This is a genomic window from Plantibacter sp. RU18 (assembly GCF_050613355.1).
Taxonomy (GTDB): Bacteria; Actinomycetota; Actinomycetes; order Actinomycetales; family Microbacteriaceae; genus Plantibacter.
This window is the reverse complement of the sequence record NZ_CP159618.1, coordinates 1064385-1084569: the sequence shown is the minus strand read 5'-3', so window position 1 is coordinate 1084569 and position 20185 is coordinate 1064385. Positions and strand designations below refer to the sequence as shown.

At 69.1% G+C, this 20185-nt stretch carries 18 protein-coding genes; 6 read left to right on the top strand and 12 right to left on the bottom strand.

Features of this window, described 5'->3' with window-relative positions; all coding sequences use genetic code 11:
- The first annotated feature begins 24 nt into the window (after window positions 1-24).
- Window positions 25-462, top strand: coding sequence for a hypothetical protein (locus tag ABMA10_RS05240; RefSeq protein ID WP_431031278.1), 438 nt, complete (start codon window positions 25-27; stop codon window positions 460-462).
- 35 nt (window positions 463-497) lie between these two features.
- Here ABMA10_RS05240 and ABMA10_RS05235 read toward each other — a convergent pair whose 3' ends face one another.
- From ABMA10_RS05235 to ABMA10_RS05215, 5 genes are all read right to left on the bottom strand, one after another.
- Window positions 498-764: a DUF7218 family protein gene (locus ABMA10_RS05235; RefSeq protein ID WP_347867393.1), complete on the bottom strand. Its 267-nt coding sequence runs from the start codon at window positions 762-764 to the stop codon at window positions 498-500.
- A gap of 75 nt (window positions 765-839) precedes the next feature.
- Window positions 840-2489, bottom strand: coding sequence for an MFS transporter (locus ABMA10_RS05230; RefSeq protein ID WP_347867392.1), 1650 nt, complete (start codon window positions 2487-2489; stop codon window positions 840-842).
- Entirely contained in the window at window positions 2486-3505 is a 1020-nt protein-coding gene (glsA, locus tag ABMA10_RS05225; RefSeq protein WP_431031277.1) for a glutaminase A, read from the bottom strand. The genes ABMA10_RS05230 and glsA overlap by 4 nt, the downstream gene beginning before the upstream one ends.
- A 168-nt stretch (window positions 3506-3673) precedes the next feature.
- Window positions 3674-4453 carry a ThuA domain-containing protein gene (locus ABMA10_RS05220; RefSeq protein ID WP_347867390.1) on the bottom strand — a complete coding sequence of 260 codons (780 nt, stop codon included), beginning with the start codon at window positions 4451-4453 and terminating at the stop codon, window positions 3674-3676.
- Entirely contained in the window at window positions 4450-5595 is a 1146-nt protein-coding gene (locus ABMA10_RS05215) for a Gfo/Idh/MocA family protein (protein ID WP_347867389.1), read from the bottom strand. The genes ABMA10_RS05220 and ABMA10_RS05215 overlap by 4 nt, the downstream gene beginning before the upstream one ends.
- A gap of 121 nt (window positions 5596-5716) precedes the next feature.
- On the opposite strand from ABMA10_RS05215, the gene ABMA10_RS05210 reads away from it, so the two are divergent.
- Complete coding sequence (locus ABMA10_RS05210) at window positions 5717-6928, top strand: ROK family protein (RefSeq protein ID WP_431031276.1); 1212 nt, start codon at window positions 5717-5719, stop codon at window positions 6926-6928.
- Window positions 6929-7140: 212 nt separating this feature from the next.
- Here ABMA10_RS05210 and ABMA10_RS05205 read toward each other — a convergent pair whose 3' ends face one another.
- Together ABMA10_RS05205 and ABMA10_RS05200 are read right to left on the bottom strand one after the other, a co-directional pair.
- Window positions 7141-8634, bottom strand: coding sequence for a glyceraldehyde-3-phosphate dehydrogenase (locus tag ABMA10_RS05205; RefSeq protein WP_347867387.1), 1494 nt, complete (start codon window positions 8632-8634; stop codon window positions 7141-7143).
- Window positions 8635-8864: 230 nt separating this feature from the next.
- Entirely contained in the window at window positions 8865-9869 is a 1005-nt protein-coding gene (locus tag ABMA10_RS05200; RefSeq protein WP_347867386.1) for an SDR family NAD(P)-dependent oxidoreductase, read from the bottom strand.
- A gap of 160 nt (window positions 9870-10029) precedes the next feature.
- Here ABMA10_RS05200 and ABMA10_RS05195 point away from each other — a divergent pair, with 160 nt between their 5' ends.
- Entirely contained in the window at window positions 10030-10587 is a 558-nt protein-coding gene (locus ABMA10_RS05195; RefSeq protein ID WP_347867385.1) for a helix-turn-helix domain-containing protein, read from the top strand.
- An 88-nt stretch (window positions 10588-10675) separates the two neighbouring features.
- The gene (locus tag ABMA10_RS05190; RefSeq protein WP_347867384.1) at window positions 10676-12145 is read left to right on the top strand and encodes a serine hydrolase domain-containing protein; all 1470 of its coding nucleotides are present in this window, start codon (window positions 10676-10678) and stop codon (window positions 12143-12145) included.
- A gap of 80 nt (window positions 12146-12225) precedes the next feature.
- Here ABMA10_RS05190 and ABMA10_RS05185 read toward each other — a convergent pair whose 3' ends face one another.
- Window positions 12226-13494, bottom strand: coding sequence for a DUF222 domain-containing protein (locus tag ABMA10_RS05185; RefSeq protein WP_431031275.1), 1269 nt, complete (start codon window positions 13492-13494; stop codon window positions 12226-12228).
- Window positions 13495-13728: 234 nt separating this feature from the next.
- Here ABMA10_RS05185 and ABMA10_RS05180 point away from each other — a divergent pair, with 234 nt between their 5' ends.
- Window positions 13729-14355: an MSMEG_1061 family FMN-dependent PPOX-type flavoprotein gene (locus tag ABMA10_RS05180; protein ID WP_347867570.1), complete on the top strand. Its 627-nt coding sequence runs from the start codon at window positions 13729-13731 to the stop codon at window positions 14353-14355.
- On the top strand, window positions 14355-15299 hold the full coding sequence (locus tag ABMA10_RS05175; RefSeq protein WP_347867571.1) for a PDR/VanB family oxidoreductase: 945 nt from the start codon (window positions 14355-14357) through the stop codon (window positions 15297-15299). The genes ABMA10_RS05180 and ABMA10_RS05175 overlap by 1 nt, the downstream gene beginning before the upstream one ends.
- A 41-nt stretch (window positions 15300-15340) precedes the next feature.
- Here ABMA10_RS05175 and ABMA10_RS05170 read toward each other — a convergent pair whose 3' ends face one another.
- The 4 genes from ABMA10_RS05170 to ABMA10_RS05155 form a co-directional block, all read right to left on the bottom strand.
- A complete protein-coding gene (locus tag ABMA10_RS05170) occupies window positions 15341-16180 on the bottom strand; it encodes an FAS1-like dehydratase domain-containing protein (RefSeq protein WP_347867572.1) in 840 nt (279 codons plus the stop codon).
- The gene (locus tag ABMA10_RS05165) at window positions 16181-17464 is read right to left on the bottom strand and encodes a CaiB/BaiF CoA transferase family protein (RefSeq protein ID WP_347867573.1); all 1284 of its coding nucleotides are present in this window, start codon (window positions 17462-17464) and stop codon (window positions 16181-16183) included.
- Between the two features lie 109 nt (window positions 17465-17573).
- Window positions 17574-18374, bottom strand: a complete 801-nt coding sequence (locus ABMA10_RS05160; RefSeq protein WP_347867574.1) for an ABC transporter ATP-binding protein — start codon at window positions 18372-18374, stop codon at window positions 17574-17576.
- Window positions 18371-20185, bottom strand: a complete 1815-nt coding sequence (locus ABMA10_RS05155; RefSeq protein ID WP_347867575.1) for a dipeptide/oligopeptide/nickel ABC transporter permease/ATP-binding protein — start codon at window positions 20183-20185, stop codon at window positions 18371-18373. Before ABMA10_RS05155 ends, ABMA10_RS05160 begins: the two co-directional genes overlap by 4 nt.

Sequence of the window (20185 nt, the reverse complement as noted above, 5' to 3'; positions counted from 1 at the left end):
GTCCGGAAGATTCCTGCGGGATGCGTGATCCTTTCGTATCCTGGTCCTGCGCGCTTCGACCCAGACCCCGTCGGCGGCGCGCCGATCGACGGAGGACGAGCGTCGACGAACAAGCAGGGGTCGGAGGGTTCGAGGTCACTCATGGGAGTACTGGTCTACGGCACCGGCGAAGCGCGGTTGCAGATCGACGATCAGACGCTTGCCCACGTGAAGACGATCGCGCTGATGAAACTGCGGCGCAATGAGTCGTTCGCGCTGACAGTGCGTCAGGACGCATCGCAGGAGGGGCGGACGACGTTGTGGTTGCACCCGGCGATCGCACTGCAGTTCAGCTTCGACACGGACGCCCTCACCGAGATGGACCGCACGCTGCTCGAGGAGCTGATGCACGAGGCGAACACCGGCGAGATCGTCGTGCACACCGCTGCTGTCGGCGACGCGAAGCCGTCACCGGCGGGCTGATGGACTGGGGCGCGCGCGGAGCACGCGCCCCAGCCTCAGCTGTTGCGCAACATCGAGATGAGTTCGCCCTTGCGCTTGCCGGAGTATCCGCTGAGCCCGATCTCCTTCGCGCGGCCGCGCAGCTCGGCGACCGTCCAGTCGTCATAGGAGCCCGCCTCACCGCCCTTCTCGCCGATCTTCGAGCGCCCCTCCTTTGCCGCGGCGTTCGAGATCCGCGCCGCCTTGCCCTTCGACGCACCGTCGTCGCGGAGCTTCTCGTACAGCTCGGGATCCTTCAGCGATGGATTCTGCTTCCCTGGCATGATGCCCTCCTCATGTCGAACGCCGGGTCGTCCGTTCCACGGTCCCAGTCTTCGTGAGCGTGCGCGACCCCTTGCTCATGCCACCCGCCTCGCCTCGTCCGAGACGGGCGTCGGGTCTGGGATCTCGTGCGGCCGGTACGCTGGCAGACGACTGGCCGGCAGGATGGCGAGCGCACTCACAGCGGCCATGATGAGCAGGCCGAGCTTCAGCGCCGACAGCCTCGCCTGCGTGTTCACGGCGACGGCGGCCTCGACCTGTGTGGGCGTCGCATCGGTGACCTCCTGGAGCGTCGTCCGGAGCTGGTCGTTGCTGACGAAGTTCACGCTGTCGAGGTCGACCTGCGACACGAGTTCGGGCGGGAGGTCGACGTCGTTCATGACCGCGGTCCCGACGTTGAACGCCAGGATCGTGACGAGCAGCGCCCCCGACACCGCGGTGCCGACGGCCGACGCGAGGTTCTGCGTCGTACCGCGCACCGAACCCACGTCACCCGCGAGCTCCTTCGGCGCAGCCGTCACGAGCACGTTGAACACGAGCGTGACGAGCGCGCCCTGACCGACACCGAAGACGAACAGACCGAGGATCGTCGGCAACGTCTCCCAGTCGTTCGTGACCACGAGCGACAGCCACAGCAGCGCGACGGTCGTCAGGCCGAAGCCGACCATGGCGATCGTCCGCGGCGGGAAACGTTTGTACAGCCGGACGACGAGGGTCGCGGTGACGAACACGGTGAGGTTGAACGGCATCATCGCGAGCGAGGTGTCGAAGGGTGTCCGCCCCTGCACGATCTGGATGTAGAGCGGCACGGTGAAGTTGAGCGCCGCCTCCAGGGAGACGACGACGAACATCGCATACACGGCGGCTCGTTCAGGGGATGAACCGAGGACCGCGAGACTCACGAGCGGAACCTTGCCGGCCGCCGTGCGGCGCTTGGTCCAGAGGAAGAACGCCTGCCCGAGGACGACGCCGATCACGATGAGCAGCGGAGCAGGTGACAGCCCGACCACGTCGAACGGTGCTGCGGCCGTCGCTTCCAGCACACCCCAGCCGTTGAGGTTGTTGAATCCGAGCGTCAGCGCCACGATGCCACCTCCGATCAGGACGGCGGCGACGAGGTCGATCTTCACCGCAGGGTTCCCCGCGTCGGAGCGCAGCCGGAAGCTGAAGAGGAACACCGCGATCGCGAGCGCCAGCACGATGCCGAAGACCGGACGCCAACCGACGAAGGTCGCGAGTGTGCCACCGACGAGGAATGCGCTGACTCCGGCGAGCGCACGCGCGGACCCGAGCGAGCCGATCGCGGTCGCCTGCTGCGAGCCGCGGTAGTTCTCGGCGATGAGCGCGACGAGGGAGGGCACGATGATCGCCGCCGAGGCGCCGGCGAAGGCCTGCGCGGTGATGACCCAGGCAACGGTTGGGGCCAGGATCATGAGGAGTGCGGACACCGCGAACAGTGCGACGACGATACGGAACATGATGATCCAGCCGACCCGCTGCCCGAGCTTCGCACCGACCATCACCAGTGCTGCGACCACGAGACCGTAGGTGACGATCGCGGTGCTCACGCTCGTCGGCGGAACCCCGAAGTCGGCGACCATCCCGCCGAGCGACACCGGGAGGGCCGACACGTTGAACGACATCAGGATCTGGGCGAGGAAGAGCCCCACCATCGGCACCCATGACGACCGCACCTCAGGCGCAGGATTCTTCTCATCAGTGATCATGACGACTCCTTCTCGGTGGCCCGTGGTTGATGCATCGCCGACGCGAAGGTGTTCAGGCCCAGTGCACGCGACAGGTATGCGGTGGCCCGCTGCCCCCGGACGCTGTTGCCTGCAGGGTCGAGCCGTGGCGAGAAGACGCCGATGCCACCCTTGCCGGGCGCGATGGTGACGATCCCGCCGGCCACCCCGCTCTTGCCGGGAAGGCCGATCTCGAACAACCACTCACCGGACCGTTCATAGAGGCCGGTCGACGCCATGACGGCGAGGGTGTCACGGCACACTTCCGGCGAAACGACCTGCTCGCCGGTGACCGGGTTGATGCCGCCGTCGGCGAGCGTCGCTCCCATGATCGCGAGGTCGCGAGCGGTGACGAGGAGTGCGCACTGCTTCGTGTAGACGTCGACGACCGCGAGCGGGTCGAGCTCGATCCGCCCGTAGCTCTCCAGGAGCCTCGCGATCGCACGGTTGCGCTGGTTCGTCGCCGCCTCGGACTCGTACACGACGGTGTCGAGGGCGAGCGGCCGACCGGCGAAGCGCGACAGCCCGTCACGCACCGCCTGCCACTGTTCCTCGGCGGTGTCGCCGGGCATGAGTGCCGTCGTGGCGATCGCTCCGGCGTTGACCATCGGGTTCATCGGGTGGCCGTCGTTCAGTTCGATGGCGACGACCGAGTTGAAGGCGAGTCCCGTGTTGTTCACGCCGATGCGCTCTCGCACGACCTCGTGTCCGAGTCGCCCACAGACGAGCGCGTAGACGAAGGCCTTCGAGATCGACTGGATCGAGAAGGAGACGTCGGCGTCACCCGCAGCGTGGACCTCGCCGTCGACCTCGGCGACGCACACGCCGAACAACTCGGGGTCCACCGTCGCGAGGATGGGGATGTAGTCGGCTACGACGCCGTCCGCATGCTCACGGCTGCGTTCGTGCGCCACGAGGACGTGGTGCTCGACCGCGTCCCAGCCGGGGAGCGCGCCGGTCGACACCTGCTGTTCGACGCCGTGGGAGTCCAGTTCCATGCGCATCCGCCCCTCAGGCGGACCAGCGTCCGCCCGTTGGACCAATCATGGCGCTCCGATGGCGTGTCGCGCGAGTGCTTCACGCATCGAGTCGCCCGGATCCGCACGATTCCAGCCGCTGCTGTCGTGCATCTCCGGGCGACTCGCGTACTGCGGAGGGTGCTCCAGCTACTGCAGGAACCAGTCGCGCGCATGGTGGTCCGCGGTCGGCGGTGTGCGTTCGATCGTCGGCCGAGCCCATTCCGCTGCGTTCGCCAGCACCCGACGGATGTCGGGGTGGTGGTAGACGGGGTACTCCTGGTCGCCGGGCGAGAAGTAGAACACGCGCCCACGGCCACGGTGGTACGCGACGCCGGAGCGGAAGACCTCTCCGCCGGCGAAGGTCGAGAGGAACACCTCCTCGTCGGGGCGCGGGATGTCGAACTGCTCGCCGTACATCTCCTGCTTGTCGATCACGATCGGGTGCGGGACGCCCTGCGCGATGGGGTGGTCGGGGAGGACCGTCCACACGAGCTCGCGCTCGCCGTCGTTGCGCCACTTGAGCGCGCAGCTCGTCCCCATGAGGCGCTGGAACACCTTGGAGTAGTGCCCGGAGTGCAGCACGACGATGCCCATGCCGGCGTGCACGTGGCGGACGACGCGCTCGACGACCTCGTCGGAAACCTGGTCGTGGGCGATGTGCCCCCACCAGAACAGCACGTCGGTCGCGGCGAGCACCTCCTCGGTGAGGCCGTGCTCGGGCTCATGGAGCGTGGCCGTCGTGACCGTCGCGCCCGCTCCCAACGAGGCTTCGAGCCCGTCGGCGATCACGCGGTGGATGCCGTCGGGGTAGTGCCCGAGGACGACCTCGTCGCCGCGCGTCTCGTGCTCGAACTCGTTCCACACGCGGATCCGGATGGGTGCTGCGGTACGCGTCTGTCCTGCGGTCCCGTTCGGCGTCGTGCTCATGCGGAGACCTCCACTTCGTGCCCGGCGGCTGCCGAGGCGTATGCGGCGTCGATGACGCGGCTGCGGTGCAGCGCGTACTCGCCGTGATGACCGGCGAACCGGAGTTCGCCGCCCGCCCTCTCGCCCGCGCGGATCGTGTCGAGGAACTCGGCGATGACCGACTGGTGGTGGCCGGCCGGCACGTGCACGGTCGGACGCTCCACGGTCGGGGCACCGGCGACGTCGCGATAGATGGTCACCGTGCCGTCGGTGTTGTAGTTGTCGACATGCAGGCGCACTCCGCCTTCCGAGCCGAGGAGCTCGACCGAGATGTCCTCGTGCGCCTTCGAGTAGGACGCCCAGGAGGCTTCGAGGTGCAGGCTGCCGCCGTCCTCGAAGCGGAGGAGCGCCGAGGCGAAGTCCTCGACGTCGAAGGCGTGCGACGAGCGGTTCGAGACGGGGCCGCCTCCGGATGAGCCGCCGCGACCGGCGCGGCCGAGCTCGTTGTATGCGACAGCGGAGACGTGCGTGACCCGCGGTTCGCCGAGGAGCGACAGTGCGATGTCGAGCACATGCGAGCCGAGGTCGATGAGCGGTCCGCCGCCGGCAGCGGTCTTGTTGGTGAACCAGGAGTCGATGCCGGGCACACCCTGCCGACGCAACCACGAGGCACGCGAGTGGTACACGCGACCGATGGGTTCCTCCGCGAGGTAGCGGGCCAGGTAGGCGACGTCTGCGCGACGACGGTGGTTGTAGGCGACCTCGAGCACGCGGTCGGCGGCGGTGGCTGCTTCGACCATCTCGGCCGCGAGCTCAGCGGTCGTCGCGAGCGGCTTCTCGCAGAAGACGTGCTTGCCACTGCGGAGGGCTGCGACGGCGATGGGGTGGTGCAGTGCGTTCGGCACCCCGATGGAGACGATGTCGAGGTCGTCACGTGCGACGAGGTCCTCCCAGTCGGCGTAGGTGTCGGGCACGCCACGGCTTCCCGACAGTTCGGCGAGGCGGGCCGGTTCCTGGCCGGACAGGGCGACGACGGTCGCGCCGGGCAGGGCGGTGAATGCGTCGAGGTGCGTGGAACCGGCGAAGCCGAGGCCGATCACGCCGACTCGGAGCTCCTGGGCGCCCTGCTGTTCGGGGGTTGTCGATGTGTTGCTCGTGACCATGCTTCGGCGATTCCTTTCGGGATGCGAGTGCCGGACACGCGTGTCGTGCCCGGCGTTGGGCGACCTTCGCAACTAAATATAGCGACTATATCTAGTAGTGCAACCCTGCTACAGTCACCCCATGGTCGGACAGGACACGACGGACAGCGGCAGAGGGAGCATCGAGCTCGTCGCCGCCTACGCCTTCGACCACGGCCCGTTCACCGCGACGGAGGCGATGGGGGCGACCGGCCTCACCCGCGCGACCGTCCTGAAGACCTGCGAAGACCTCGCGACCACTGGCTGGATCCGCGAGCTCGACGATGCACGGGCCGCCGGCGACTACCGGATGGGCCGGCCTGCGCGGCGCTACGAACTCGCCGAGGACGCGGCGTTCGTCGTCGGCCTCGATGTCGGCCAGCATCGGGTCGCCGCGCTCGTCGCTGACCTCCGCGGCATCGTCGTCGCCCGAGCCGAGCTGCCCATCATCGGTGGCGACACAGACCCTGAGCTGCGCCTCGCCACAGCCCACGCCGTCGTCGAACGGGCGACCGCCGCGGCCGGTGTCGCCGCCGGGCAGGTACTGGTGACGGCCGTGGGCGTGCCTGCGCCGGTCGACGCGCGCGGGCGTTCGCCTCGCGGCGATCACGACTACTGGAGCCGGATGAACCCGGGCTTCGCGGGAGCGCTGGACGAGTGGGGTCACATCGAGCTGGAGAACGATGCGAACCTCGCCGCGGCGGCCGAGCGCGCGCACGGGACGGTCGCACGGGAGTCGATCGGCGTGCTCCTCGCCGGTGAGCACTTCGGCGCAGGACTCATCGTCGACGGCGTGCTCCTGCACGGGGCGACGGGTGGCGCCGGCGAGCTGCGCGTGCTCGGGATGGTCGAGGGCGTCGGCTCCTCGATCGGCCTCGAGGGCGCGTTGCGTCGATGGGTGCACGAGGAGCGCCAGACAGGCATGATCCCGCCGGACTCCACTCTCGCCGACATCCCGACCGCGACGCTCGATCTCGACGCGGTGGTGAGCGCGGCCTCCGCCGGCGACGCCTACGCCTGGTCGCTCGTCGACCGGCTGGGCGAACGACTCGGCCGCGTGTGCGCAGTGCTCAGCAGCCTCCTCGACGTCGAGGAGATCGTCGTCGCCGGTGGCACCGCGGCCGCTGCGACGCCCGTCGTCGCTCGCGCGCAGAGCTGGTTGCAGGAGGGCAGTTACGCGCCGACGCCCATCGTGCGCGCATCACAGCTCGGTGTCGACGTCGTCGCCCTCGGTGCGATCACGCGCGCCATCGCGACGATCCGTCGGCAGCACGCTCGCTTCGCAGAGGCGATCGTCGCCCCCGGGCGGCGCTGACCGACTGGGCCGACCGACTGGACTGACTGAGCGGGGATCACCCGGGTGGGCCTGCCGCGCCTCGCCTGCACAATGAAGGGCCCCACCTTCCGCCAAGATCGGTGGGGCCCTTGTGCGGCCCTGGGCCGCGGTGTCAGCAGTCGTCCCGGCCGTACTCGTTCGGACTGCTCACAGGGGTGGACGAGCGACGCGCGCTCGCCAGGATTCGGGGTTCAGACGGTCAGCGCCTCCGCTGCCTCGCGCACGCCTGGTCCGGCAGCGGCGGCCGGGAAGTGCGGCAGGTGCTCACCCGCGAGGGCTTCGAGCACGCGCACGACCTGGCAGCTGTAGCCGAACTCGTTGTCGTACCAGACGTAGAGGATCACGCCGTCCGGAGTCGCGATCGTCGCGAGGCCGTCGACGACGCCCGCGTGGCGCGAGCCGAGGATGTCGCTCGACACGATCTCCGGCGACTCGAGGTAGTCGATCTGCCGGCGGAGCGGGGAGTCGAGCGAGATACGGCGGAGGTGCGCGTTGATCTCCTCCCTGCTCACGTGGCGCTCGGTGCGGAGGTTGAGGATCGCGAGCGACACGTCCGGCGTCGGGACGCGGATCGCGCTGCCCGTGAGCTTGCCGGCCATCGACGGCAACGCCTTCGCCACGGCACGTGCGGCGCCCGTCTCCGTGATGACCATGTTGAGTGCTGCGGAACGGCCACGGCGGTCGCCGGCGTGGAAGTTGTCGATGAGGTTCTGGTCGTTGGTGAACGAGTGCACGGTCTCGACATGGCCGGAGATCACCCCGAGCAGCTCGTCGACCGCGTGCAGCACGGGGGTGATCGCGTTCGTGGTGCAGGACGCCGCAGAGACGATGCGGTCCTCGTCCGAGATGGTGTCGTGGTTGATGCCGTAGACGACGTTCTTCAGCGCACCCTTGCCCGGCGCGGTGAGCAGCACCCGCGAGACGCCGGGCGCCTCCAGATGCTGTTCGAGCCCGGCGGCGTCACGCCACCGGCCGGTGTTGTCGACGACGATCGCGTCGCTGATCCCGTACGCCCGGTAGTCGACGGTCGACGGGTCGTCGGAGTAGATGACCTGGATGAGGGTGCCGTTCGCGAGGATCGTGTCGCGCTGCTCGTCGACGGTGATCGTGCCTTCGAAGGGCCCGTGGACGGAATCACGGCGCAGGAGGCTGGCACGCTTCCGGAGGTCGTGGTCGGACCCTCGGCGCACGACGATGGCCCGCAGACGGACGCCGGATGCCGCGCTCCCGTGCTCGATGAGGATGCGTGCGACCAGCCGGCCGATGCGTCCGAAGCCGTAGAGGACGACATCGCGCGGAGCATGCGGTCCGCTCGGGTCGCCGCCGACGATGTCCGCGAGCTCGGTGCGGAGGAAGTCCTCGAGCGAACGACCCGCGCCGTCGGTCCGGAAGCGGTAGGCCAGCTGCGCGACGTCGATCGAGGCCGCGCCGAGGTCGAGTCCCGCGAGCGTGGCGATGATCGGCAGCGTCTCCGACAGCGGCAGCTCGGTCTCGTCGATGTGACGTGCGAAGCGGTGGGCCTTGAGGAGTTCGACGGCCGAACGGTTGATGAGGCTCCGGCCGTGCAGCGAGGTGACGATGCTGCGTTCCCGGTACAGCGATCCGATGATCGGGATCATCGCTTCGGCCCGGGCCTGGCGGTCCGCCCAGCTGGCAGCCTCCAGATGGTGGTCGGTGATCGTCACTGCAGCCTCTCGCTCGCCATCGGTGGATGGCCATCGTCCTCGCCGGGGTGGATCGCACCGTCGACGTGGCGTGTCATTCGAGCGTTGCAGCAACAACGGATCTTCAGGGCCGTTCCCAGCCGACAAGAATCGCGATTCTTCCTGTTTCGTTAAGCACGCGGGCGTCGGCCAGGATGAACCTGACGCCGACGCCCGCGCGTGGTGCTGACTCGCCCTACTGGACGCTCGCCCTACTGGACGGACCAGCCGCCATCGGACGGGAGGATGACGCCGTTGACGTTGACGCCGTCGTCGCTGAGGAGGAAGGTGATCGACGCCGCGAGCTGCTCGGCCGTCGCGATCGTGGGGATGGCCGCTTGGAACGGCCGCAACCGCGCCGATCCAGCCTCGGAGACGTTCGCCGGGAACGGGATGCCGGTGGCGACTCCGCCGGGAGCGACCGCGTTCACCCGGATGCCCCGGGGACCGTACATGAACGCGGCGCTCTTCGTCATGCCGACGACTGCGTGCTTCGAGGTCGTGTAGGCGTTTCCGGATGCGTTGCCGCGCAGGCCCGCTTCGGAGGCGATGTTGACGACCGATCCGGTGCCCGCTTCGACCATGGCCGGCAGCACGGCACGCGTCAGCTTGAACGCGCCGGTGACGTTGACGCCCATGACCCGCTCCCAGGTCGCGTCGGAGGTCTCGTGCAGTGGCGAGAAGTCGTCGTTGATGCCGGCGACGTTCGCGAGCGCGTCGATCCGCTCCCCCGCCGCTGCGACGATGCGGTCGATGTCGTCCTGCTTCGTGATGTCTCCGGCGACAGCGACGATCTCCGCGTCGGCGAGCGAGGCGGTGAGATCCGCGAGCTTGTCCTCGAAGAGGTCGACGGCGATGACGCGGCCGCCCTCGCGGGCGATGCGCGAGGCGGTCGCACGGCCGATGCCGGACGCGGCACCTGTGACGATGACGGTCTTGCCGGCGAACCGACCGGCGGTGACGCGCTCCTGCCATCCCTGAGTGGCGTCCTCGCTCGGAACGACGCCGTCGTTCGCCGCGAGCACGAGGTCATCGACGAGTGACTGCGGCATCTTCCCCTGGCTCATCACGACGAGCTGCTGCAGCGGCAGGCCGGTGATCGGTGCGAGCTGCGATTCGTCGGTACCGAGCTGCTGCAGGAGGCCGCGGATGAGTGGTCCGCCGGTCGGGTCGGCGAGCCAAGCGGAGATCGGGGTGTTGGCGGTCAGGGCACTCATGGGGTTCCTTCGTTCTCGGAGCAGGCGACGCCGGGTCGGCGACGGTTACCGGACATCATTGTCCGGTATACGCTACTCCCCCGACCGCTTGAATGGGATCGTTCGCGGCGAGCTCCCAGCCGGAGGCATCGGCGCGGTTCCGCGGCGATACGCTACGGGGATGCCGTCCGCATCCCCGAAAGCGAATCGCGGCCCGAGTGCCGGGCCGGAGAACCGTCGCGCGCTCATCACCGCCGCCCGTGAGGTCTTCGCCGCTGACGGGTTCGCCGCCCCACTGAGCGCGGTCGCGAAGCGCGCCGGCGTCGGCCAGGGCAGCCTGTACCGGCACTTCCCGGACCGCCTTGCGCTCGCGCTGGCGGTCCTCGACGAGAACGTCGGTGAGCTGGAGTCGCACGCTGGACGCCCCGATGCCACGCTCGACTCGCTCCTCGACGTCGTCATCGATCAAGCACTCGTCACGTCGCCCTTCGTCGAAGCGATCCTCGGTGAGGGCGACGACCCACGCGTCCTCGCCCTCGGCACCCGTCTCGACGCCCTTGCGCGCCGCGTGTACACGCAGGAGCGGGCAGCCGACCGCATCGCGGCGCATGTCGAGCCCGACGACATCATCATGGCGATCTCGATGGTCGGGGCGACGCTCACCCGCATCCCGGAGCCGTATCGAGCGGCCACGGCTGCGCGCGCGAAGGCGATGTTCCATCGGTCGTTCTCCCACTGAGACAGTGGGAGATGACGGAATCGACGGATCTCCGTGCGGCATCGGGCAACTCGGTCCGAGGCACGTGCCACGATGGAACGATGGAACGATGAGCCTGCAACGAAGCACACCGTCCGCCCAGCACATCGACGCGAGCGGGATCGACGCGTTCATCTCCGCCCTCGAGGCGACACCAGACGTCGAGCCCCACAGCCTCATGGTGTTGCGGGCCGGGCAGGTGGTCGCCGAGGGCTGGTGGGCGCCCTACTCGGCGGAACGGGTGCACCTGCTGTACTCGCTCAGCAAGAGCTTCACCTCCACCGCGGTCGGCATGGCGGTTGGCGAAGGGCTCCTGAGCCTCGACGACACCGTCATCAGCCACTTCCCCGAACTGGATGCCGAGATCACGGACCCACGCAGCCGGGCGATGCTCGTGCGCCATGTTCTCGCAATGGCGAGCGGGCACCGCGAGGAGACGATCGAGCGAGCCCACGCGATCGACCCGACGAACCTCGTCCGTGGCTTCCTCCTCCTGCCTCCCGATGAGGATCCGGGCACGCTGTTCGCCTACAACCAGCCATGCACCTACACGGCGGCCGCGATCGTGCAGCGCATCACGGGAGGGTCCCTCACCGACTATCTCCGCCCTCGACTGCTCGATCCGCTCGGTATCGGTGACTTCGACTGGCAGCGCGACGACCAGGGGCATGAACTCGGGTACAGCGGCCTGCACGCACGCACCGAGGCGGTCGCAGCACTCGGCCAGCTGTACCTGCAGGGTGGCGCTTGGGAGGGTCGACAGCTGCTGTCTCCGGAATGGGTGGCCGAGGCGACACGTGCGCAGGTCGCGAACGGCGACGACCCCTCGTCCGACTGGGCGCAGGGCTACGGGTTCCAGTTCTGGATCGCCAGGCACGGGTTCCGCGGCGACGGCGCCTACGGTCAGTTCTGCGTGGTGTTGCCGGACCACGACGTCGTCCTCGCATTGACCGGCCAGAGCCTCGACATGCAGGCGGTGCTGAACGCGGCGTGGGAGCACCTGTTGCCGGCGATCGGGGCGACCGGGGCGAGTGAGCCGAACGAGCCGAGTGCAGCGGATGACGCGCTGGTACGACGTCTCGCGGGCCTTGCGCTGCCGCCGCTGACGTCGGGCGATGGTTCTGCGGGGCGGGACATGCTCGGGACGGAGGCTGCCGGCCGCAGCTTCACTGCCGCACCGACGAGCGAGCTCGGGCAGATGGGCACGCTTGACGTCGTCTCGGTCGACGACGAGCTGCGTCTCGTGCTGCATGAGGGCGAGGATCAGGTGGAGCTGTCCGCCGGTTTCGGCGCTTGGCGCACCCACGGGCCGATCGCGGCCAGCGCCGCACTGGATGCGGGCGTCGACGCCGCGAACACCACCCTGCGAGTGGACGCGATCTTCGTGGAGACGCCGCACCGGCTCCATCTCGTGCTCGACCTCGACGACGGCACCTTCACGGCCTGCTGGGAGACCATCCCGCTCCGGACCTCGCGGCTCGCGGAAGTGCGTCGTCCGAGCTCAGTCGCTCCAGGCGGTGCACTCTCCTCGGTGTGGTGACATCGGGCTTCCCGGACCCGGCACCTCGACAAGCTCGGTGAACGGGGTTGGGTCGGTGCGCGAGGGTCGGTTGGGGTGGTTCAGAAGGGGGCGGGTTCTGGTGTGGTGCGGTGGTGTTTGCCGTCGGGTGTGGTCCAGTCGAGGACACCCGCCCCGTGGTGGTCGAGCCTCCACCCAGGGAGGTGTTTCATCCGGTGATGATGTCGACACAGACACGCAAGGTTCCCCACAGACGTTGTCCCACCGTGTTCCCACGCGATCGAGTGGTCGAGGTCGCATGCTCGGGCTCGGCGTCCGCAGCCGGGTGCCCGACAGGTGGCGTCTCGCAGGCGCACTGCGCGTTGCAGATCCGCCGGCACCCGGTACTGCTCCCGCCCGACGGACAACACGGCACCGGTTTCGGGGTGGGTGAGGACCCGGGTCATCGACGGTGCGCTGACAGCAAGGCGTGCTGCGGTGTCCGGGTCGATCGGCCCGTACCCGTCGAGGGTTGCTGGGGTGTCGGTGACGCCGAGGATCGATAGCGCCGGCACGGTGATCTGCACTGTCGCCCGGATGTGCTCGGAGACCTCCACCGGGTGCGGCAACGTCTCGCTCGGAGCCTGCTCCGCGGGGGTGACACCGCTGATGGCCAGTGACGCGAGCGCATCCGCCCGCAACTGCGCACACGTGCGGGTATCGCCGCCCGAACGTGCCTCGGCCACGAGTGCGTCGAGTCGTTCCGCGATGCCATGCGCAACCGGTGCGGTGGTGAACAGGTGCACCCACGCCATGCCGTCCGGCGCCGCTTCGATCTCCACCCGACGATCCTGCTCCGACCTCAGAGCACGCACGGTGATGGATTCCGGGTGCAGCCGTTCACGCAACACCCGGGCATGCTGCTTCACCCGCGCCGCGGTCGAGCGTTCCGCGACGGGCAACACCGCGCTCAGGAACACGGCCCGGCCGGGCGCCGGGACCTCACGCAACTGATCCGTGATCGCGTGCGCATGCCGCACCGAGATCCGCCCCAGCTCAAGCGCCACCAACACTGCCGGGGCCTCATTCACGAGGCGTTCCGCATCCCCTGTCGCACGCTGCACCGTCTGCTCCGACATCCGGACAGCCATCGCGAGCGTCGCGCACGTCGAACGCCGCACCAACGCCTGCCGCTCCGACACCGTGCGCTCATGCACCGCGATCGTGTCGGCCATCGCGTCCGCGAACGCCGCCGACCGCGCCAACAACCGGGCCTCCCGAGCATCCAACGCTGCCCGCTCAGCCGCGATCGCGACGAACTCGTCCGAGAACCCCGCCAACCCCGCCGTGAACACCTCACTCGGATGTGGAAGGAAGAGCTGCTCGGTCATGACACCAGTCCACCATCGACCACTGACATTCAAGATGCTCACGCCGTGGGCACCTCGACAAGCCCGGCGAACGGGACTGCTCGGAGAACGGGACCGTGCCGGCGTCGGGAGCTGGTCCGCGGCCCCTCGACGCTGGGGCGATGGCACAGTCGACCAGCGAACCGTGTGTCCGCGGCCCATTGAGCCCGGCCTCGCAGCGCCCGTAGGCTCGGAGGGACACGGAAGGGCTCTGCCATGGCGTCCAAGCAATTCGCAGCGATCGATCTCCAGGCGATCCGCCGATCGCTCGGCGAACCCGATCCCGCCGCGAAGGCCAAGATCATGGACGAACTGGACGACAACTGCCTCGCGTTCCTCGCGCATTCCTCGTTCTGCACGATCGCGACCGCTGACACCGATGGGAACTGCGACAGCTCACCTCGCGGCGACTACCCGGGCTTCGTCCGCGCGCTCGACTCCCGCACCCTCGTCATCCCGGAGCGGATGGGCAACAAGCTCGCCGACTCCCTCCAGAACATCGTCGAGAGCGGCCACGTCGGCCTCCTCTGCTTCGTCCCCGGCATGAGCGAGACACTCCGGATCAACGGCACGGCCACCGTCACCGATGACGTCGAGCTCATGGCGATGCTGGAGCAGGACCACGTCACCCCGGACCTCGCGATCGTCGTCCACACCGAGGAGGTCTACCTGCACTGCGGACGGGCGCTCCTCCGTGGCGGGCTCTGGGACGCCGAGATGCAGGAACTCGCCGCCGAGGTGCCGAGCGCCGGACGGATCTGGGCGAGCATGTCGGGCCTGAGCACCGAGGTCGGCGATGCCATCGACGAGGCCGTCGCCGAGGGAAACCGGACGCTCTACTGATGCGCAACCGTGCGGGCATGATGCCGCTCATCGTGCAGGAGATCGTGCAGGAGACACCGACGATCGTCAGCCTGATCCTCGTCGATCCGGAGGGGAGACGTCTGCCCGCCTGGGACCCGGGTGCGCACGTCGACCTCCAGCTCATCACACGGCACGAACGCCAGTACTCCCTCTGCGGGGACCCGGCCGACGAGTTCAGCTACCGGATCGCGGTGCTGCGCGAGGAGCATTCGCGTGGTGCATCGCACTACATCCACCGATTCCTGAAGGTCGGACGCGAGGTGTTCGTGCGCCCGCCGCGCAATCTCTTCCCGCTCTCCGACGCGAAGCGGCATCTGTTGCTCGCCGCCGGCATCGGCATCACCCCGATCCTCTCGATGGCGCGTCGTCTTGCCACCACGGACGCAGACTGGCGTCTCGTCTACACGGTGCGGAACCGGAGCGACATCGCCTTCGCCGACGAGCTCGCCGCGCTCGGTGACCAGGTACAGGTCCACGTCAGCGCTGAAGCGGGTCGGCTCGATCTCGCGGGTCTCCTCGCCGGCCTGGCCCCCGGCACGGACGTCTCCGCCTGCGGTCCGATGGGGTTCACCGACGCCCTCGCCGCGCGCGTCGAGACCCTTCCGGCCGACTGCCGACTCCACATGGAACGCTTCCAACCGAAGCCGCGCGCCTTCGCCCCGAACACGGACTTCACCGTGCTGTGCGCGCGCTCGGACCGGACCGTCGATGTGTCGGCCCGACAGACGATGCTGCAAGCGCTCCAGAGTGCGCGCGTCGGGATCCCGGGCTCATGTCTGCGCGGAACCTGCGGTTCCTGCGCGGTGCAGGTGCTCGACGGCGTCCCCGAACACCGTGACTCACTGACGGTGGACGATGCCTCACGGATCATGTACCCGTGCGTCTCACGGTCGTCATCGCCGACCCTCGTCATCGACGCCTGAGTCGCGGCGCCCTTCGACAGGCTCAGGGACCGGGTGACTGCTCAGGGAGCGGGTGACTGCCAGCGCGCCTCCGCCGAGGCGAGGACACCGCCGTCCCGGGAGCGGACGACCACCACGGTCGAACCGTCCGACTGCTCGGTGCCGACGATGCGGAACGAGGTGTCGACGAGGACCGGGGCCTTCGCACGGAAGTCCAACGAGGTGATGCGCCGTCCAGTCGCATGCGCGGTGAGGGCGTCGAGCACGAGGATGCGCGTCAGCGGCCCGTGCACGAGGAGGTCGTCGAGTCCCTCGACATCGCGCGCCCACCGGCGGTCGTAGTGGATGCGATGCGTGTTGCCGGTGACCGCCGAGAACCGGAACAGCTGCCGCGAGTCGAGCCTGCGCTCCTCGCTCCAGGACGCGTCGGTGTCGACGTCATCGGACACGGCGGTCGCCGACGCGGGATCGCGCGGCTTCGGTACCGCGGGCTGCGCCTCGAGGAAGACGTCGTGCCAGGTACTGCGGAGCACGACCTCGTCATCGACGGTGAACTCCCGCACCAGATCGGCGAACACGAGCCGACCACCGCGACCCTGTTTCTCGACGAGGGACCCGAGGCGGGTGCGTTGCACGACGTGTTCGCCGAGACGCAACGGGCGCAGGAACTCGGTGTCCTCGCCCGCGTACATGCGGCGAGGCAGGTCGATCACGGGCAGCACGCCGTCCTCCGCCGGCGATCCGTCCTCCCGTAGCTGCGCGAAAGGTGTGTCGAACGGGAAGTAGACGCCCTCCCACCCTGCCGGGAGCTCCCCTCCGTCGCGCGGCTCAGCGGCGTCGGGTGCGAAGGTGCTGCGATACCAGGCGGCCTGTTGCAGCGTGAGCCGCGCCTCGCGCTCCATTCAGACCACCCCGTCGGCCCGGAGACCGGCGATGTGCTCGTGGTCGTAACCGGCGAGCGCCGTGAGGATGTCGTCCGCGTGCTCCCCGATGCGGTTGGCGGGTCGGTCCGTGCTGGCGGGGGTCGCGCTCAGCTTGATCGGCTGGCCGAACGATCGGAGTGTGCCGAACGGGCCGTAGTCGGCCTCGACGACCATGTCGCGCTCGGCAGTGCCGGGGTCGTCGACGACCTCGCCGGTGGTCTTCACCGCGGTGAGCGGCACGACGTCGCCGGCCAGTTCCTCCAGCTCTGCCCGGGTGCGGTCGGCGAACCACGAGATGACGAGCGGTTTCACGCGGCGGGCGTAGACGTCCTCGTCGAAGCGCTTGCGCATCGTGTCGATCTCGGGGTCCACGATCGCCTCGGGAGTGCCGAAGAGTTCGCAGCTCGCCCGCCAGAGTTTGTCGGTGTAGGCACCGAAGAACACCTGGCCGTCGGCGCATGGGAAGAGCTCGTACGGGCGCACCCAGGCGTGCTCGTTACCGGACGGCGAGGCGACCGTGTAGTCGACGACGGCGGTCTCCGTCATCGCGATGATGCTGTCGACCTGGGCGACGTCGACGAGCTGGCCGACGCCCGTGCGCTCCGCGTGGCGGAGGGCGGCGAGCGCACCGATGACGCCGAACATCGATGCCGAGAGGTCGCCGATCGTGACGCCGACGCGGACGGGAGGCTGGTCTGCGTAACCGTTCATCGACCACATCCCGCCCGCGGCCTGGGCGGTGTTGTCGAAGGCCGGGCGCCGACTCCGCGTGCCGGTCTGCCCGTACCCGGAGATCGCGAGGTAGACGAGCTTCGGGTTGATGGCGGCGAGCTGCTCGGAGGAGACACCGAGCTTCGCCATGGTGCCCGGACGGAAGTTCTCGACGAGGATGTCGGCACTTGCGACGAGATCGCGCAGCACCTCTTTGCCTGCCTCCGACGCGAGGTCGAGCGCGAGGCCGAACTTCCCGCGGTTGTACTGGCCGTAGTAGGCGCTGAACTCGTCGTCGCCGTCACGCAGGTACGGCGGGAAGCCGCGCGAGACGTCGGGGTCGTTCGGGTTCTCGATCTTGATGACCGTGGCGCCGAGGTCGGCGAGTATGGATGCGGCGTAGGGGCCGGCGAGCACGCGTGAGAGGTCGAGGACGACGATGCCCTCCAGAGACCCAGGCGGCACGGCGAGATGTTCGGTCGCCGAGGCGATCGCGGCCTGCATCTCGGGACTCGCGCTCCCTGTCGGAATCGTCTGCTGCTCCATGGTCATGGGTCTCCTCCTGCGTCGTCCTGCAATTGTGCTGGGGCTCGCCGCCGCGCGACGTGGGCGAACCGTCCATTGGGGTGCGCCCAGGCTGTGTCCACCCCACGCCGTCTGCTCATGCGCCCGGTTGCTCGTCATCCCAGGTCATGCGGCGCCCCATGACCGGGACCGAGGCGAGGAGTTCGCGCGTGTAGGCGTCCTCGGGAGCGGCGAGCACGGTCGAGGTGGGGCCGGCCTCCACGACCTTGCCGCCCTGCATGACGCTCACGCTGTCGCACATGTAGTTGACGACCGCGAGGTTGTGCGAGATGAAGAGCACAGTGAGTTCGAGCTCCCGCTGCAGCTCGCGCAGCAGGTTGAGCACGACACCCTGGACCGACACGTCGAGTGCCGAGGTGATCTCGTCGGCGATGAGCACCGACGGTTCTGCGGCGAGTGCCCGCGCGATCGTGATGCGCTGCCGCTGACCACCGGAGAACGCGGAGGGCAGTTCGCCGGCGCGCTCCGGATCGATGTGGACGCGTTCGAGGAGTTCGGCCACGCGGTCGCGCTGTTCCGGCCTGCTCCACTTCCGCTGGGTCGCGCGGGTCCCTTCGGCGATCGACGAGCCGATCGGCATGCGCGGGTCGAGCGCCGAGTACGGGTCCTGGAAGACGAGCTGTACACGACGCCGGGCACGACGCGCGGCAGCCGAGCGGCCGACGATGTCCGCGCCGTCGAGCGTGATGCTCCCGGCGCTCGGCAGGACGAGCCCGACGGCTGCGGCCGCCACCGTCGACTTGCCGGAGCCCGACTCCCCCACGAGCCCGTGGGAGGTGCCCGGTCGGACGGTCAGCTGGAACCCGTCGACGGCGGTATGGGCGGACGCGCCGTGGCCGTATCGGACGGTGAGGTCCGAGAACTCGAGACCGCTCATGCGCGCTGCCCTTCCGTGGTGGTGAGACGCTCGCCGTCAGGGCCCTCGACAAGCGGTTCCTGACCTTGTCGAAGGGCGCCGAGCGCACCGATCACCGGGAGCGGCATGGTGCGGTCGGAGGTCATGTCGGGAACGCAGGCGATGAGGCCCTGCGTGTACGGGTGCCTGGCCTCGTGGAGGCGGTCGGCGTCGAGGGACTCGACGATCCGGCCGTCCTTCATGACGAGGATGCGGTCGCAGAATCCGCTGACGAGCGCGATGTCGTGCGAGATGAGGAGGATGGCGGCGCCCGTCCGCAGCTGCGCCTCATGCAGGACCCGCAGGACCTGGCGCTGCACCGTGACGTCGAGCGCGGTGGTCGGCTCGTCGGCGATGAGCAGTTTCGGGCGACCCATCAGCCCCATGCCGATCATCGCGCGCTGCCGCATACCGCCGGACAGCTCGTGCGGGTACTGCCGCAGCCGCTTGGCGGCGAGCGGGATCCGCACCGATTCGAGCGCCTCCTCAGCGCGCTTCGTCGACGCGGCCTTCGACAGGCCCTCGTGCACCTCGACGGTCTCGCGGAGCTGCTTGCCGATCGACAGCGACGGGTTCAGGGAGGTCAGCGGATCCTGGAACACCATCGCGAGTTCGAGCCCGAGACGGCTGCGCTCTGCGTTCGTGAGCGGCGCGGTCATGTCGATCCCGCGGAAGCTCAGCTCAGAGGCCGTGACCGCGGAGTCGGGGCCGAGCAGCGCGGCGATCGCCATCGCGCTCACCGACTTACCGGAGCCGGACTCGCCGACCACGCCGACGACCTCGCCGGGCATGATCGTGAGGCTGATCCCGTGGACGCGTTCGACGAGGTCGCCGTTGCGGTCCGGGAAGGCCACCCGGAGGTCGCGCACCTGCACCACGGGCTCCTCGGGCGCCGTCGGTTCGGCGAGCGGCTGCACCGAGACACCCGGGCCGCGGCGCACCGGCGCGGGAAGCCCGAGCAGTCGCTTCGAGGACTCGTTCCACAGCTCACCGAGCTGCGTGAAGATGACGCCGCAGACCACGAGGGCGATGCCCGGACCGATCGCCGCCATCGGGTTCCCGTAGATACGGGCGATGCCGAGCCCGAGCAGACGGCCCCAGTCGTACTCCGGCGCCTGGACGCCGAGGCCGAGGAACGAGAGACCGGCGAAGGCGAGCAGGGTGCCTGATGCGGACACCGCTGCGTTCACGAGCATCGGCGGCAGCATGTTCGGCAGGACGTGTTTGACGAGCACCTCGACCTGGCCGACGCCGGCGATACGGGCGGCCTTCACGTAGTCGCGTCCGACGAGCGACGAGGCGAGCGTGTAGGTGAGGCGCGCGAACGTCGGGACACCGGCGAAGCCGACGGCGAGCATCGCGCCGGTCGCACTGGCACCCCAGATGACGGAGAAGAACAGTGCCATGAGCAGCCACGGGAAGGACAGCAGGATGTCGATGAGCGCCGTGACGAGACGACGGATCGGCCTCGGCAGAACGGTCGCGACCGCTCCGAGGAGCACACCACCGATGACGGAGATCGCTGTCGCGCCGAGGGTCAGCAGCACCGAGACACGGGTCGCGACCATGACCCGGGCGAACACGTCGCGGCCGAGTTCGTCGGTGCCGAACGGATGCGCGAGTGAGGCGCCGGTGAGGCGGTCGGCGACGGAGGTCGTGTCGGCGGCCGAACCCCACACCGTCGGTGCGATGACCGCGACGACGATGATGGCGAGTGCCCCGACCGCGCCCGTGACACCGCGAGGGGTGCGGAGACGGTCGAGGAGTGGTGATGCTGTGGGTCGAGGGGACAC

Coding starts and splice junctions, on each gene's coding strand:
- ABMA10_RS05230 (WP_347867392.1), bottom strand. CDS start 2,489: ATGATCACTGATGAGAAGAATCCTGCGCCTGAGGTGCGGTCGTCATGG.
- ABMA10_RS05215 (WP_347867389.1), bottom strand. CDS start 5,595: ATGGTCACGAGCAACACATCGACAACCCCCGAACAGCAGGGCGCCCAG.
- glsA (WP_431031277.1), bottom strand. CDS start 3,505: ATGGAACTGGACTCCCACGGCGTCGAACAGCAGGTGTCGACCGGCGCG.
- ABMA10_RS05165 (WP_347867573.1), bottom strand. CDS start 17,464: ATGACCATGGAGCAGCAGACGATTCCGACAGGGAGCGCGAGTCCCGAG.
- ABMA10_RS05220 (WP_347867390.1), bottom strand. CDS start 4,453: ATGAGCACGACGCCGAACGGGACCGCAGGACAGACGCGTACCGCAGCA.
- ABMA10_RS05190 (WP_347867384.1), top strand. CDS start 10,676: ATGAGCCTGCAACGAAGCACACCGTCCGCCCAGCACATCGACGCGAGC.
- ABMA10_RS05210 (WP_431031276.1), top strand. CDS start 5,717: ATGGTCGGACAGGACACGACGGACAGCGGCAGAGGGAGCATCGAGCTC.
- ABMA10_RS05160 (WP_347867574.1), bottom strand. CDS start 18,374: ATGAGCGGTCTCGAGTTCTCGGACCTCACCGTCCGATACGGCCACGGC.
- ABMA10_RS05170 (WP_347867572.1), bottom strand. CDS start 16,180: ATGGAGCGCGAGGCGCGGCTCACGCTGCAACAGGCCGCCTGGTATCGC.
- ABMA10_RS05200 (WP_347867386.1), bottom strand. CDS start 9,869: ATGAGTGCCCTGACCGCCAACACCCCGATCTCCGCTTGGCTCGCCGAC.
- ABMA10_RS05175 (WP_347867571.1), top strand. CDS start 14,355: ATGCGCAACCGTGCGGGCATGATGCCGCTCATCGTGCAGGAGATCGTG.
- ABMA10_RS05180 (WP_347867570.1), top strand. CDS start 13,729: ATGGCGTCCAAGCAATTCGCAGCGATCGATCTCCAGGCGATCCGCCGA.
- ABMA10_RS05235 (WP_347867393.1), bottom strand. CDS start 764: ATGCCAGGGAAGCAGAATCCATCGCTGAAGGATCCCGAGCTGTACGAG.
- ABMA10_RS05195 (WP_347867385.1), top strand. CDS start 10,030: ATGCCGTCCGCATCCCCGAAAGCGAATCGCGGCCCGAGTGCCGGGCCG.
- ABMA10_RS05185 (WP_431031275.1), bottom strand. CDS start 13,494: ATGACCGAGCAGCTCTTCCTTCCACATCCGAGTGAGGTGTTCACGGCG.